Consider the following 16,297-nt stretch of genomic DNA (forward strand, 5'->3'; position numbering starts at 1 on the left):
TTTATCTGCGACGACGATCGATGGGCTTAACCATTTCTGGGCGCTGTTTCATCTTTTGGAGCGGCAGTCTGAGGATTAAATCCTTCCAATTGCTCGAACGAATCGGAACAAACGGCTTCATGTATTCCACTCCGAAACTCTTTAACTTCATCAAGTGAGCCGATATGAGAAGAACCATCAAAATAATCCCGTACAGTCCCAGCACAGACGCGGCTATCATCAAGGCAAATCGGAGCATACGAATAGCTAAACCAGCGGCATACTGAGGAAAGGCAAAAGATGATATGGCAGTTAAAGCTACCACTATTACCATGACTGGACTCACGATTGCAGCCTGCACAGCAGCTTCCCCTATCACCAAACCGCCTACAATACCTACGGCCTGCCCGATGGGCTTGGGTAATCTCAAACCAGCTTCCCTTAGAATCTCCAGCGTAATTTCCATAATTAACGCTTCGATCAAAGATGGAAAAGGAACCCCTTCTCTTCCGGCAGCGATCGACAAGACTAGCTTGGTAGGAATCAAACCATGATTATAAGAAATTAAAGCAATGTATAGTGCCGGGAGGAATAGTGAAATGAGCGCAGCACCATAACGTATTAGTCGAATCAAAGAGGAAGGAAGCCATCGCTCGTAATAATCTTCCGAGGAGGTCATCAATACAGCCAAGGTAACCGGGACAATTAAAGCGATAGGCGTACCGTCGATGATTAATGCTATTCGCCCTTCCAATAAGGCACTGGCGACCCTATCGGGACGCTCTGTATTTTGTACCTGTGGGAAAGGAGAGAGGGAATTATCCTCAATGAGTTGTTCGATAAAACCGGACTCAGGAATTTCATCGATATCAATCTGCTCGATCCTATCCTTTACTTCTTTGATCAAATCGGGGTTGGTTATCCCTTCCACATATAATAGAGCAACGTCGGTTTTGGAACGTCGACCGATTTTATAATTGTGAATGGTTAAATGAGGATCTTTGATCCGGCGTCTGATCAGCGAAATATTAAGTTTGAGCTTCTCGACGAATCCTTCCCGCGGACCTCTTACCACCGCTTCAGAAAAAGGTTCCTCTATCGCACGGCTTTCCCAATCTGCCGTACCAAGAATAATCACATATGCAACGCCTTCAAGAAATAATGCTGCATTCCCTTGCAGCACTTGTGAAGTACATTCGTTTACCTGCCTAACAGCTTGAACTTCCGAGATTGAAACTATCGAATCGGAAATAAATTGCATAAGCTGTTCAGGATCTCTGTAAGCTAACTGCGGCATCGTAGACTGCAAGTTCAACAAAGGCTTGATAACTTGGTCATTCAAGACGTTTTTTTCTAACAATCCGTCTATGTACACGACTGCTGCTTTCCACGCAGGTTGAATCGTAAGCGTACGGATCATAAAATCCATACTGCCTCCCAAGATTTCTTTCATGATAATCAAATTATCCTGGAGACCTGCTGTGAACTTCGGTTGCGGCAACACTCTCACCTTCTTCTAATAGAACTCGATATCAATCGAAATATCCGGTCAATCGTGTATGGGATTAGAAAGGAGATAAATGCCCCAATCAAAGAAGACAGTTTTGGAAAGAAAACATAGAAACTAGGCCACATGAAGTTTTCCTCAATTCTCCTCAAATACATAAGTCTAGAATTCCAAAGCTGTACGAATTATATTCATTTATGGTGAACCTGCTACTGAGAAAAAATCTAGATGCGTTTAAATAAAGACAAAACGGCCTGGCAGAGATGCCGCTTTGTTACTTGGATTGAGAGTAATAATTCGTTCATTTTGAGTAGCATGCATCTTGTAGTCTCCTTGGTTTGTTTTTGGATCCGGTCGCAGGCCAGCTTTGGGACCCACTAACATGATACTGAGGAGCCTTTTTGGTTCTTTCTTTAATATAGGAATGCTGCTCGTTAATTCAATGCCCTATTTTATTAAATTTTATTGTTGTTTCTCGACCACAAAAAAACCGCCTACTCTGAACAGGCGGTAATGTTTTATTTACTTTAACTCGTTAGTCCAAACATCTTGTAAAGGCAGTCCTTTTTTAGTTCTTGCAACATCAATTACATGTTGTATAAATTCCGTTTTAGAACGGGTATATTCATCCAAGTTCACATTAAAATTTTTAGCGGAATTTCTCTTGAGTTCCCCATATTTTTGAACTAATTTAGGGTGTTCTTTCAAATAATCTCTTAATATCAATTCATTTCTGTTATAGAACTCAACATTGTAAGGGATGATGTGTATGTTATGGGTCCAGACTCCATCTGTGTATTTATAGAATAAATATCTACTACTCATGTCCGTTTGAATGTAATGGTATAACTCTGAATCAAGTATAGATTTATAGTAAGCTAACTCTGAAAAAGGTGACACTCCAACGAAGATATCGATTATTGGCTTTGCTTCTTGACCAGGAATGGACGTACTTCCAATGTGTTCAATAGCAATAGCTTGATCACCAAGAAGCGAGGATAAGATGCACTTTTCTTGTACAAAATCAATTGCCCATTGTGGATTATATTTAACAATTTTTATTTCTTCACTCATGCCTATGCATCCCTTTCTTTTTATTTTTCCATGAAAATCAAAAATCCATATTTATCTATTATTTCCATTTTTAGCTTTACCACTATTTGAGATAAGATTCTCCACGTTTGATCGATATTAACCTGTTAGGAAGAAAAAGAAGTTCTTCGAAGTTTGGTGTTTGTCTCTTTAACAGGAAACAAGCAAGGTGTAACCAGCATATTTTTTCTTATTTGACGTTGTGTTCGCATACTCCTTGCTGTCCAAGATGAAGTTCTACCTTCTGTTCTCTTTCCTCTTCGGATACAGCTTTACGCTTCAAGTTGATTCTGCAGTCTGGAAAGGTGTCGCGTTCTTCCCCCGGTTCCTTCGTCGGCTGGCCGGATTGTTCGTCCTAGGAACCTTGCAGGCTGTGCTACCGACGTCGTTGCTTTGATAAGTTCATTATCAATTATACCTAAGAGTTCATAAGCCTTACCAATCATTTCCTTATTGTTTCCAAACAGGTTGAGTGATCTATCTGAATTATTACTAATCGCTGAAACATGATTTAATTGTTGCTTCATGTATTCAGAATTACAGAGTGTTACCAATCGATTTATATTTGAAGTCAGTTTCTTTTGGAACATGCCCGCCTTTTCCGCAACCTCGGGTAAAAAGACCGCGGGCTCACCATCAGAAGCGATCATGCCACGATAGTCGAAAAATACACTTATATCTTTATCCCCAAATAATGCACTTATTTTAGACCATGTTTTCGACATGCATTCAACATGCTCCGCGTTTAACAGTCCACTAATCTGAAAAGATAATATTCTATTTTCAAAATCCGTATGGTATTTAAATCGTTCTGAGATGGGTTGTATGAAATCTTGCCGTTGATAGGCAGGAGTATCGGAAAATCGTTCTATTGAGAACATATTGCCAGCATTTCCTGGGACATTCCGGATCGAGCTCGAAGTTGTTTGCAGCGAAATCCAAATTCAGCTTGAATATCCATTTAAGTAATTCTCCTAACCTAAGTAAATATGAAAATAACGTACATAGTCTGCGGACCAAATCTTATTTGGGCCACGCCACCGTAATCCTTTTGTAATTCTTTCAAAAATCCGAGCGGATCAATCCGGTGCTGGTTCGCCACGCTTCACACCCCCAATATACGTCCTGTCCAGTCCAGAGAGTGAGGCAAGCTTGTCTTGAGACATATTTGATTGTAGTCTTAATTCTTTAAGACGTGGTCCAAAATCTTGCATAATATTCATAAAAACGCATCCTTCTGGTTTATGGGTATAAATAAATCCTAAGCTACATCATGAGCCGAGTCGACGGACTATAAGTATCATTTTCATTAGATAATAAATGATCGCAGCTTGGGATAGACTTTATGTCCTCAATTTTTCATGAAAGCCGGGCTAATGACGGTTCTGGAGTCTGACCTCGGGTAGGAGGCTACCCATTAGTTGAGTAGCCGACCTCCCATGCCACCATAAGTACCGTTCGGTTAACGGCGATTCCATTAGTTTACGCAGTGACTTGTCGATAATAAGTCGATAATAATCAGAAAAGAAGAGATTCCATCGCTTCCATTAGATCATAGAATCCGCCTTGCACGGACTTTCACCGCCTAGTTAATCGCTATGCGCGGCGCACATGCAGAAGAGAAATCGGCTCTATACCGACTTCTCTCTTGTTGAAACTTATTGCCCTGCAGACGTCTTGGTTAGTACAATATGGCACACGGTAAGTTTGGGAATGGTATAGGAGAAGGATGATCCATTAATTTGCGTAATAGGCTGACGCTCCGTAATAACAGAACTATTGCTGTCGAAAGCCCACACACGTGCAGCGCTATACGTCTCTCCGCCGATATGGAAGACGGCATTCATATCATAATCATAGTTTTTATTAATCGCAATCAGGTGAAGATTGTTATTGCTATCGGCGAATACAGATCCGTAAATGGCGCTATTTTCAATATTGTTCGTTTCTGCCTGGACCTTAATATTCCCGTATTCGGACTTATTGCCATCATAATTATTAAATATTCTGAACGCTGCCGAAGAATATGGAGCATCGCTTACTTGTTTTACGGTTTTCCAATATTGCGCCGAGTAGACCCCTGTCTTCCCGAATATACCCAACACATCTGCTAATGCAATACCACCGGAAATATGATTTTCACCCCCATAATTGTATTCCGAGAACCCAATCTTGGTATCCTCGTTATAGAGGTCAATTGACTGTTGCAATCTGGGGATAAGCGGTAAAAAGGAAAAGAAATTCGAGTTGCCGGTAATCCAGCTAGTTTCCTTGTAGCTTGGGTCCCAAAGTGTTCTTGTGGCCTGAATCCGCGCTTTATTAGCCTCGATATTATTATTCGTATCGCTTCGTGTAACTCTTACGCCGCCTCCTGTTGCCTCCGGATACCAGTGAACATCGAGCACATCGAGCAACCGCTTTCCTTCTTTGGCCGATTCCCTGCGCATTTTATCCAGATAGTAATCCATATACCAATCATAGTTGCCTTTAAGCTGGCTCCAGTCTGGAGCCTGCTGCATGTTATAGAATTCGCTAAATCCATAAGCCCCCAAACCGAAAATTTGGGCATAAGGATCGATATTCTTGACCGCTTTGGCCAACTCGATCGACTTATTGAGCACTTCAGCGCCTCCCGCAGGTGCCGGATGCATATAGGGATGAGTTTCGGACCACAGACCAGCCTCGTTATCAATAAGATACGCTTTGACTCCGTTTGGCGTACTTGCATTGCCAAAACGATTCACAAGGAAGTTTACGAATTCGTCCATATAATCAACCTGGTCCGTTACATCAGGTACAAGCGAGAACGGAGTGTTTTTCTTCGCTTTAACTTCCGCCCATCTGGCAGAAGGCGCTGTCTGACTGGCGCTCACACTTCCATTCTTGTCATTAGCTACATAGCCTGCGGCTTGTAGAGTGACTAACGACAAGGCACCTTGTGCCAATGATTTTTCATGGAAAGCTGTGACCGCTATCCCTGGAATATTGTATTGAGACGATGGCACTTCACCGTAGTAAAAGGGGACATAATTGTCATTTGGCTGTCCAGTAACATCCTTGCCGGAATTGGACGCATTCGTCTCCCAATTGTAAGTAGTTAAACGATTGCCGCCCATTCTCCTCGACTTGAAATTCTCGGTTCCGGTCATGTTCTCATTCGTTCCATAAATGTAAGGGCTGATGGGTGCTCTCTCGGCTGACGGGTCTACCGTAAAATCGACAGTAAAGGTGCCTGTCGGCGTGCTTAATGTGTTCAGCTTGATCAGCGGGCTCCAGTCTCCGATAACAAGGCCATTCTTTGCTCTAACTCTGTAGGAATGCAACGAACCCGGAGTCAGAGTGCTATGCGTATAAGAGCTTGCGCTTCCTGCGCTCTGTACGAGCCCATCCGTTTCAACCTCGTACTCTGTAACGGATTCTTTCAGATTATCCCATGTCAAGCTAATCGAATTTGTGGTCTTGGTCGCCTTGATGTTAACCGGCGGAGGCAAGATTGACGCATTCGTCATTCGCACGGTAATCGGCTCGCTCCAATAACCATATATCGAATCCTGATGTGTTCTTACTCTATAGGTATGAGGTATATTGGGATTCAACCATTGGTCGGTGAACTGTGGAGATGTCAGATTCGTTGTCACGGTACCGTCTGCATCGATATCGTAGCTCGTCGCTCCAATTACGGGTTCCCAGGTAACGAGAAGGGTTGTCGGTGAAGTTGGTGTTACCGCAATTTGTTCCGGGAATGCCGGTAAGTCGAACGGAATTGGAGAAGATCCCCACTTTAGCTCGCCGGCAACCAAACCCGCGACTTTATCATTATCCATATAGCTTGACGAATTGCTTCTATAGGAGTAATCGTTGGTCTGATTGAAAGAAGACCAGTCACTTTTGTTCATCCATGTGTAAACACCCTTCTTGGCTCCGGGCTGCAGCAAGCCGGCATCAGCGGTGAAACCGATTTCCAGGAAATGATCGGCCGTCTCTGTCGTCATTGGCATGGAGACAATTTCGGTGAGCACGTTGCTATTGCTGTTGACTGTCGTCCAGAAATTCACAGACATCGTCTCCCACGTATCGATCGTAAAATAGTAACGGACACGGATATCACTAAGCGATATAGGCTGGCTGCCCGTATTCGTTATTTCAAACCCAGGCGACAACTGCTGCGAGGAGGAACTTCCGGATGTTTTGGTCTGCACCTTGATCGTCCCTGACACAGGCTCGGATAACGTAGTCACTGTGACCAAAGAGCTCCATTCTCCTGTCAACTGCACATTCTTGGCTCTCACTCTGTACGTATGTGAAGTAGCAGCTTGCAAACCAGTATGCGAATAAGAAGTGGTTCCAATATTATTAACTATCGTTCCATCTACCTCTAAATCATAGTAGGTTGCGCTAGTTACAGCATTCCAGGATAAGCCAACAGCAGCTTGTGAAGGAACCGCCTGCAGGTTAGTTGGAATGCCTATCGACGGCTGCGTTGGTGAAGTTACGTTGAATTGACCGGCCTGTGCGTTCATATGATAGGTCTGGGAACGGTCAGCGTTGTATACCCCTAGCTCAACTCTGTAAGCTCCAAGCTGAGCATTTAAGGGCACATTCCATTGGGTTGCCATAGTTTTGGTTTGTGAGGCTACAAATGCCTCCGTATACGTTTCTGTCTTAACGTTGGTGCCATCTGGCTGCATTACCCTTAGTTCGACTAAAGCACTTATATCCTGACTAGCTGTAATGGCTGCATTAACATTCAATGTCCCACCAGGATGGGTTGTTTCAGGATTGACCGCTGCACTGCTCGTGAAGTTAACCGACTGCGTTCCGCCGCTAACTGTCACATGAGCCGCGCCAGCGACCCATTTACTCATGCCTGAACTCCAACCAGCCCCAAAAATGCCTACACTTACTGAGTAAGTCCCTTCAGGTAAATTAGCTGGGACCTCCCACACAAAAGGCACGTTCGTGCTGCCACTTGCTGCAATTTGAACATTATCAACAACCAGTTGTTTAACTCTCGTTAATGAAGCATTAAAGATTTCTACATCTACCAGTACGGATCCAGCTTCTGATGAAGCAACGTTCACGTTCAATGTCACACTGGAACCTGGCGCCACGTTGGAAGGGGTAGCCAGAGCTGAAACTGTAAATGTTGCTGCTGCGTGCGCCCTGCCAGGTGCACCAAATGTAAACATAGTCTGTAAGATGAATAAAGAAACAAGGACGACGACGATAAAACGGAATGAGGTTTTGTTCATGGTTAATGGCATCAACATGTTCTCCTTTCAATTCTTCTGATTTCCTTCAGAATTTTCCAGCCATCATGTCTGACCCGTGTGCTTTCACAGCCACCCCCCTTCACGAATCCTGCATGTATACATGCAGGATTCGCTGCTCATAACCAATAACCTAACCTTAGATCTGCATGGAGCTTATTTCCAAAGCTCTAAGCGATCCTTCAACAGCTTGTTAAACTCCTCTTCCATCTTGTGGACACCTACGGCTTCCAATTCTTTCATGAATACTTCCCAGATCTGGTCAAACTTTTCAGGCTTCGCCAGAACGGCTTCCGGCACTCTTTTCTTGACAATATCCTCCGTCTTTTGGGAAATGACATACGCAGGTGAATTCTGAGGAATACTGATTTGCCATGCGTCACCCCAAGGTTTCACTGGAAAATCAGAAGCTGGCGGATACAGATCCATCCACATACTTGCGTTATATTTGGATAAAACCTCTTTTTCAATATCCGTATAACTCGCCTTAATTTGATCCTTAGAACGAATTGTTATGGTTTGACCCGTAGAATCCAGTACACCATTTCCATATTCAGGGAAGGGATACAGATAAACACCGATTCCCGTTTTCTTGCCGTATTGAGGATCGTTTAACCGCTTTGTCATTTCTTCTTGTGGAATTACGCGTTTACCATTTTCGATCTTGTAATGCACACCTTCGATTCCCCAGTTGTTCAATATTTGAGCCTCTTCAGAAGCCAGCCAATCGAGGAACTTGATGGCTCTTACCGGATCCTTGCATTTCTTGGAAATCCCAACCCCAGTTCCCCCGGAATATCCGCCTGTTTGGAAATCGGCATACTTGTAAGATTCGTTGAGGGTTAACGGATAAGTTCCATACATACGTCCTAGCTTACCTGCCTGTCTAAGAGCCTGCTCTGCATCTCTATATTCCCATTTCGCATCACTTAGACCAAGTACACGGCCTGACGATATCTTAGCCACATATTGATCATATTTTTGAACAAAACTTTCAGGATCGAGCAGCCCCACATCGTTCATATGGTTGAGCCAGCGGAAGTATTCCTTTTCCTCCGGTCTCGTGTAATGATAAACTGTTTTTTTCGAATCGGGATTCACATAGAACTCACCGTCATCTGGCCCGCCCGTAGCGAATAATGCCGGATTGGTAACCGAAATCTTATATCTCCAGTCGTCAGCCAAAATCGAAAGTCCAATCGTTGGCTGGCCATCAATCTTCGGGTATTTATCTTTATAGGTCTGAATCGCCTTCTCAAAGTCCTGGATGGTCTTTAGCTTGGGATAACCTAATTCCTTCACGACCTCATGCTGCAGCTGAAAGCCTGTCGCTGGCTCCCATTTCTGTTGATTAACACCGAGAGCACCCAAAGTGTAGATCGATTTATCCGTCGTACTCCAGCGCAGTCGTTTATAATAGTCACCATACAGCTTTTTGATATTAGGAGCATGTTTCTCAATCAGTTCAGTTAAGTCGATATAGGCTCCTGCTTCTACTAAAACATTTTCACTCCCATGTGCGAAAATCAGATCCGGGTAATCGCCGCTCGCCGCCATTAGTGATATTTTTTGCTTTTCTTCACCGACAGCATATTCCATCTTCAGCTTTACACCTGTTTTCTCCGTAATGATCTTGCCGACCGGACTTTCCATATTTTCAAAATTCGGATTCGGCGTCGCCCCATACATGGTGAAAGTTATTGGGGGTAATTTCTCTCCTGATTTTTCATCCGCACCTGATGTTCCTGTTGATATTGAATCTGTTGAATCCTTGAATTGGCATCCTGTCGCTGAAACAGCAACCACACACACAGTCGTACACAAGAAAAGCAATTTGCCTATTTTTCTTTTCATCGATATACCTCTTCCTTTTTTTAATCGAATCATTCAGCTTTTGACTGCACCTAGCGTTAACCCTTTGACAAAAAATTTCTGTAAGAACGGATATACAGCGAGAATCGGCGTTGTTGCGACAATCGTTATGGCCATACGTATGGATTCCGGTGAAACTTGCATCGATTGCGCACCATCCAGATTGTGCAGTTGGCTTTGGCCTCCTCCGCTGTTAGCCGTATTCCGCAATATTTTCATAAGCTCATACTGCAGAGTCGTTAGCCCTTCTTTGCCACTGTTGTACAAGAAAGTATCGAACCATGCGTTCCACTGTGCAACGGCTATGAAAAGCGCTATCGTCGCCAACACTGGCTTGCATAGAGGCAAAATGACCCGCCAATAAATGGTCCAATCGCTCGCCCCATCCAGTTTCGCGGATTCTTGAAGACTATAAGGCAAGCCATCCATATAGGATCTCAGGACGAAGACGTTCCAGGCGTTCACAAGGCCGGGCAGTATGTACACCCAAAACGAATTCAGTAAATGCAGCTCCCTCATCAGCATGTAAACCGGCACCATTCCCCCGGAAAAATAAAGCGTAAGTGCCAGTACAAAGGAAATGAACCGGCGCGCAAAATAATCTTTCCGACTAAGCGTGTACGCAAGCATCGAAGCACTGATGATCCCTAGAATGGTTCCCAAGACCGTGCGCAAAACGGAGTTCTGGAATGCTGTTAACAACAGTTTGTATTGAAAGATTGTTCGATAATTTTCCAAAGTGAAATTCCGGGGCCATATATAGATACCTCCTCGCACGGAATCCGTCGAATCATTAAGTGAGATCGCCAGCACATTCACAAAAGGATAAACCGTCAAGATACCCATTCCAATCATAAAAACATACAAGAAACCTTCAAACCATCTGTCCGCCCGATTCGAGCGTTTTCCCAAATGCATATCCACAGGCTGCTTCCTTCCTCCTTTCCGCTAAATAACACTTTCCTTAGTGAACCGCTTAAATATGGCATTAGCTGTCAGCAGCAATATAATACTTACCACCGAGTTGAAGATCCCGATTGCCGTGCCGTACGAATATCGGCCCACGTTGATGCCGTAATTAAGTACGTACAAATCCAGTACTTCCGCGTAATCTTTTACTAGCGGGTTGCCTAACAAATATTGTTTTTCAAATCCGATACTCGTCAGCCAACCGATCGACAAGATCAGCATCACCATAATCGTTGTCTTGATACCTGGAAGTGTGATATGCCAGATACGTCGGAATCGTCCCGCTCCATCGATCGTTGCCGCCTCATAAAGCTCAGGATCAATGCTTGCTATCGCTGCCAAAAAAATAATGGAGTTCCAGCCCGTCTCCTTCCACATGTCAGATAAAGTAACGATTAGCCAGAATGACTTGGGTTGAGCCATGAATTGCACCGGCTCGTCAATGAGATGAAGGAAAAGCAGGAGTTCATTGACAATCCCGCTATCGATCGAGAGCATTTTGTAAATCAATCCGGCCACAATGACCCAAGAAACGAAATGAGGCAAATAAGTAATCGTTTGAATAACCTTTTTGAACTTTGCTCTGCGAATCTCATTCAGAAGGATGGCGAATACGATGGGTACGGTATACCCAATAAGCAGGCTTAGGAAACTCATGGCAAGTGTATTTCGCATAACCATATAAAACCTTTCGTCCGAGAACAGCTCTACAAATTGCTCGAAACCAACCCAATTCTGCGTCCAGAACGACTTCCCCGGCCGATAATTCTGAAAAGCCATCGTCCATCCCCAAACGGGTATGTAATTGAATACAAACACCCAAAGGACAAAGGGAAATGACATCAGCAACAAGTATCGCTGCTTGGATATTTGCTGCCATAACCTTTTTTTCTTCCCTACTAAGAGAGCCCCTCTCTTTGCTTTTACCTCCATTTCATCTCTCCTTTGTAAACGTTTTCTTCTTGCTTTAACAGCGTAACAAATTTAATAAAGTCCCAATACCCGAATTTTTCGCTTAATTTTCATATAAAAATTAGAGGTGTGCATTCTACATGCACACCCCCTTGTTATAGTTTAGAGTCATCACGGTATCCTGAGGGAGATTGCCCGACATATTTTTTAAACTTCCCATGAAAATAGTCAACATTCGCGTAACCTACCAGCTTCGCAACTTGATGCACCTTTAATCCTTGCAGTAACAATTCCTTTGCTCTTTCGATTCGCAGGTTGTCCAGGTAGGTATTGAAGTATTGGCCCGTTTGTTGTTTGAATAACTTTCCCAAGTAACTACTGTTGTAGTGAAACATTTCGGCCAACGACTCAAGCTTCAAATCTTTATCGTAGTGACGCCGGATAAACATGAGCATGCGGCCAAAACCTTTATCCGTTCCCTCCACATTTACCACATCCGCGATCTCACATAACCAATTTTCCAGATCGGTGAGCAAGGTCGCAAGACAACGGTAAGCATCTATCTGGTATTCAAACTTCTCAAACGGAACCATGCTCTCCTTCGAGACACCGCTTGTCTGGGACAGGCCGAAAATAATCTTCGTATACACGAGTGCGAAGCTCGATTTGATTCTGGACTCCGAATATTCTGTCCTTATAAGCTGACAGGCCAGATCACCTAGTATTTTGCCAATAAGCTTCCTGTTAACAGCTTCAACGGCGAACATCAGCTTCTCCACAGCTTGATCCATCTGAAAAAATTCACCCACATCTGTTTCGGAAGAAGCAGATAACCGTTGAGAAAAATTACTCGCTTGGTCATAATCCGCAATCATCATCTCGTCTCCACTGCGATAAATGAATGCATGGACTGCAAGTTTCAAAGCCGTTCGATAGGAGTGAGGAAGCTCCTTCTTCAACCTCACTTCATGTCCAATGAAAACAGTCATCTGTGTTTTATATTCGGCGGCGCCCCTATTTCTTGTCTCCTCGAGCAGTGGTCTTATGAATGCAGGTAATACCTCCTTCAGTAAAATAGCTATGAAACCTTCCAGTGTGAACACATAACCGAGTCCCTTATTTGCAATGGCTTGCTGTAACTGCTGTTTCGCCGCTCTCTTTGACTTTTCTGCAACTTCCTCAGAGCCGGGGTGCGAGGATTCCAACTGAACCAATAATACTCGGTAAATCTTCCATTCCAAACCCAGTTCCCTTACAGCTGCCGAATGCCCTTCCTCACCCTCATTACCCACTACGATTCTTTGGAGCAGCTCTTCGTGATATAGCTGAAGCATACTGGCTTTCTGTTTCTGATCCGCCAGTTCTTCAGACAATTGTTTATATACGCGTCCCAACCGATCCTGCAGTTCAACTGGATCAACGGGCTTGAGCAAATAGCTGTCGACACCATATTGGATCGCTCTCTGGGCATATTGAAAATCGGAATAGCCAGTCAATAGAATAAATTGGCATCTCATGTCCTGCTTTCTAATCTCCTCGATCATAGCAAGTCCGTCCATTCCAGCCATTCGAATGTCTGTTAGGATGAGATCTGGCTTCACCTTTGCCCATTGTTCAAGACCTTGCTTGCCATTATGGGCATCACCAGCAATCCGGAAACCGAATCGCTCCCAGTCGATAAGCGTCCTCAGCCCTTCCCGGATGGACGGCTCGTCATCTACAAGCATCACTTTAAACATATCCTTCCCCCTCCACCTTCAAATGTAAAGTAACTCTTGTCCCCTTTCCAGATACACTTTCGATCCAAAGACCATATTCTTCGCCATCGGATAATCGAATTCTCTGGTGGACGTTTCTAAGTCCGATGTGCGTCTGCGTCTCCTCGTCTGGCTCATTGAGCGTATGCACGACACGTTCCAATTGCTCAGATTCCATGCCGTTACCATCATCGATGACTGAAATCTGCAGCCGCCGGTCTACAAAATGTACGTGTATACGAATTGTGCAGGGATCCTCTTTGCATTCAAGACCATGAATGACTGCATTCTCCACTAAAGGCTGTAAAATGAGAGGGAAAATTTTGAAAGACATAGCCCTTTTCTGAACGTCCACGTGAAAATTAAGCCGGTCACCATATCGGAATTTTTGAATGGACAAATAGCCTTGTACATTTTCAAGTTCTTCTGCTAAAGGAATCTTGTCATTGCCGAACTCCAAATTTTTCCGTATTAATTTGCCTAGCAGCATAACGACATGCGCAATCTCCAATTCCTTGCGTATATGGGCTTTCATTCGAATCGTTTCCAGCGTGTTAAACAGAAAATGCGGATTGATCTGGCTGGCCAACATTTTCAACTTGATTTCCTTCTGCTTGTCGATCAATTGATTCATTTGCAGGTTTGCTGTGGATACTTCCTCCATTAAATCCCGAATACTGCTAACCATGGAATTAAACTGTCGGGACAGTTGCCCGATTTCATCCTTGCCTTCCATCTCTGAAAATGCCGAGAGATTACCCAGAGCAACTTTCTTAATTTCCTTACTCAATTTCTTCAATCGTCTTCCTAGCGTATTGGAGAATACGAGGATTAGGATAACTGCGATTAATATGCTTATACTGATGATCGTAAAGCTGAATATACTAATTCGATTTGCCTCATGGACAATGCTTTGAACAGGAATAATGGAAACTATTTTGAAACCGCTTTGACTGGCATCCGGCAAATAATGATTCACAATTACCTTAGATGGCTTTCCATTGTAAACGATTTCATTTTCAATCACGCTTTGCCCCTGCAGACCCTCCTCCATAACATTCAAATTTAGTTCATCAACCGTCTTGCCGACTAAATCCATTTTCTTTGCTGCTGCAACGAATCCATCGTCTGTGATTAACATCGTCTCAAATGGCTCTTCGCTTAGCATAGTTTGGAAAACTGCGGGATCTATGCCTATAACCAGCATTCCATAGTTGCTATCCCCATAAAACGCGATTTTTCGTATTAAACTGATCATAAAGCCGCCACCGATTGTTTCATTAGACAGATAGCGCCATTCGATCCGTCCTTTGGCATTCATTGCGTCTTGAAACCAAGCCTTGGAAGAAATCTGATCATCCTCATAAAAAAACTCCCAATTGTTGAGCATAGTTGCATTTTTTGTGTAAAATTGGATGCCTGATATGACCTTGTTCAGACGCAAATAATCCTTAAAATCGGTATACTCCGAGTAAGCCTTCACTACTTCATAGGTGAATTCATACTCCGTATTCACGATCCTCCTTAACTTTTTATCCAGCAAAATTTCGTTCGAGATGTTAATTGGTGTCCTAATAATTTCATTCGTCCGATTCCTGATTTTTTCGACACTTTCCATAGATCTTCTAATCGCATTATCTAATGCCATTTCCCTAAGAGATTGCGTGAGCATGACACCAACCAAAAGAACAGGAATCGCTACTACGACAAAATAGGATAACAGCAGTTTGTTATAAATCGTAATCGAATTAACAAATCGAGCCAAAGCTTTAAACATATTATTGTTCTCCCGATGAGAGATCCGTGTTGCCCAATGGTTGTTGGAGTGGAAGCCACGAAAGCACATCCTTAATACTTTGATTCCAATAATCCCAGTTGTGAGCGCCAGGTCCTTCGGCATAAGTGAGCGGCAGCCCTAGCCTATAGCAATGATCGCGGAAACGGACTGTCTGTCCGTACATCTTATCCTCAGTTCCGCAACAAATGTATAAGCGCGGGATTAAGCCATTGATTTCGACCAGTCGAGCTGCATTAGCAAACAGGTCATGCTTGGAGCCTGGTATTCCTTCAGCAGGTCCGAAGATCAATGGAAAATCAGGTATCCCTTGACGGTAACCATCTTCCAGATCAAGCGCGCCAGACAAGCTAGCCCCTGCGGCAAAACGATCAGGACAACTCATAGCCAGCTTTATGGCGCCATACCCTCCCATAGATAGACCAGCTACATAATTTTGCCCGCGGTCAGCTGATATAGGAAAGAAGGACCTGACCAACCGTGGCAATTCCTCGCTTATAAAAGTCCAATATTTCCCGCCATGCAGCATATCTGTATAATAACTGCGATTCACGGCAGGCATCACAATAGCTAAACCAGCTTCGGAAGCATATCTTTCGATTAACGAATAACGCATCCAAGCTGTATGATCGTCAGATAATCCATGCAGTAAGTAAAGCACTGGATGCTTATCTTGATTGTTGCCTATCTCATTCCCAATCTGAAGTCCGGACCGCTGGGGCAAAAGAACATACATAGTCGTTGCCAAGCCCAACACCTCTGAATAAAAATGACAATCAAACCAAGCCATTCTGCAGCCCCCTAGTCTATCCATCCTATTCAATCTAGAGCCATGTAACCTTCCTACCGACATAGGTCCATGTTAATCTAAAGAATTGCATGGAGTCGACGGACTATAAGTATCATTTTTTGGTAATTCGTAAAATAATGCTTTTAATTCAAATACATCTGCATCTATAATAAGAAAAACCTAGCCTGCGGCTAGGTCCTTGTCTGAACCCATACTTTCGAGCATGGGGAGGGAATTGGATATGGGCTTCCAACCGCTGTTAAAGTCGTGTTCTTTGAATGTATGAAGTGGTATGAATACGACTTTAAAGGCGGCCGCTGGGTCTGTCAAGAATTTTGTGTAAACCCACCAACA

At 43.7% G+C, this 16,297-nt stretch carries 11 protein-coding genes; all 11 read right to left on the reverse strand.

Annotation, left to right across the window (positions count from 1 at the left end; all coding sequences use genetic code 11):
* Window position 1: 1 nt before the first annotated feature.
* Window positions 2-1,432, reverse strand: a complete 1,431-nt coding sequence (locus BLR08_RS06645) for a spore germination protein (protein ID WP_176835430.1) — start codon at window positions 1,430-1,432, stop codon at window positions 2-4.
* Between the two features lie 576 nt (window positions 1,433-2,008).
* Entirely contained in the window at window positions 2,009-2,560 is a 552-nt protein-coding gene (locus tag BLR08_RS06650; protein WP_072327309.1) for a GrpB family protein, read from the reverse strand.
* A gap of 290 nt (window positions 2,561-2,850) precedes the next feature.
* Entirely contained in the window at window positions 2,851-3,303 is a 453-nt protein-coding gene (locus tag BLR08_RS31025; RefSeq protein ID WP_176835431.1) for a hypothetical protein, read from the reverse strand.
* 354 nt (window positions 3,304-3,657) lie between these two features.
* Entirely contained in the window at window positions 3,658-3,801 is a 144-nt protein-coding gene (locus tag BLR08_RS06660; RefSeq protein WP_072327307.1) for a helix-turn-helix domain-containing protein, read from the reverse strand.
* Window positions 3,802-4,236: 435 nt separating this feature from the next.
* A complete protein-coding gene (locus BLR08_RS06665) occupies window positions 4,237-7,842 on the reverse strand; it encodes a glycoside hydrolase family 44 protein (protein WP_176835432.1) in 3,606 nt (1,201 codons plus the stop codon).
* A gap of 162 nt (window positions 7,843-8,004) precedes the next feature.
* Window positions 8,005-9,702 carry an ABC transporter substrate-binding protein gene (locus BLR08_RS06670; protein ID WP_072327305.1) on the reverse strand — a complete coding sequence of 566 codons (1,698 nt, stop codon included), beginning with the start codon at window positions 9,700-9,702 and terminating at the stop codon, window positions 8,005-8,007.
* 33 nt (window positions 9,703-9,735) lie between these two features.
* Window positions 9,736-10,638, reverse strand: a complete 903-nt coding sequence (locus BLR08_RS06675) for a carbohydrate ABC transporter permease (RefSeq protein ID WP_072327757.1) — start codon at window positions 10,636-10,638, stop codon at window positions 9,736-9,738.
* Window positions 10,639-10,668: 30 nt separating this feature from the next.
* A complete protein-coding gene (locus BLR08_RS06680; protein WP_072327304.1) occupies window positions 10,669-11,622 on the reverse strand; it encodes an ABC transporter permease in 954 nt (317 codons plus the stop codon).
* A gap of 134 nt (window positions 11,623-11,756) precedes the next feature.
* Entirely contained in the window at window positions 11,757-13,340 is a 1,584-nt protein-coding gene (locus tag BLR08_RS06685; protein WP_072327303.1) for a response regulator transcription factor, read from the reverse strand.
* A complete protein-coding gene (locus BLR08_RS06690; protein WP_072327302.1) occupies window positions 13,333-15,135 on the reverse strand; it encodes a sensor histidine kinase in 1,803 nt (600 codons plus the stop codon). The genes BLR08_RS06685 and BLR08_RS06690 overlap by 8 nt, the downstream gene beginning before the upstream one ends.
* Before the next feature lies 1 nt (window position 15,136).
* Entirely contained in the window at window positions 15,137-15,943 is an 807-nt protein-coding gene (locus tag BLR08_RS06695; protein WP_072327301.1) for an alpha/beta hydrolase, read from the reverse strand.
* Window positions 15,944-16,297: the final 354 nt, after the last annotated feature.

This window comes from Paenibacillus sp. cl123 (assembly GCF_900101595.1).
Classification (GTDB): domain Bacteria; phylum Bacillota; class Bacilli; order Paenibacillales; family NBRC-103111; genus Paenibacillus_G.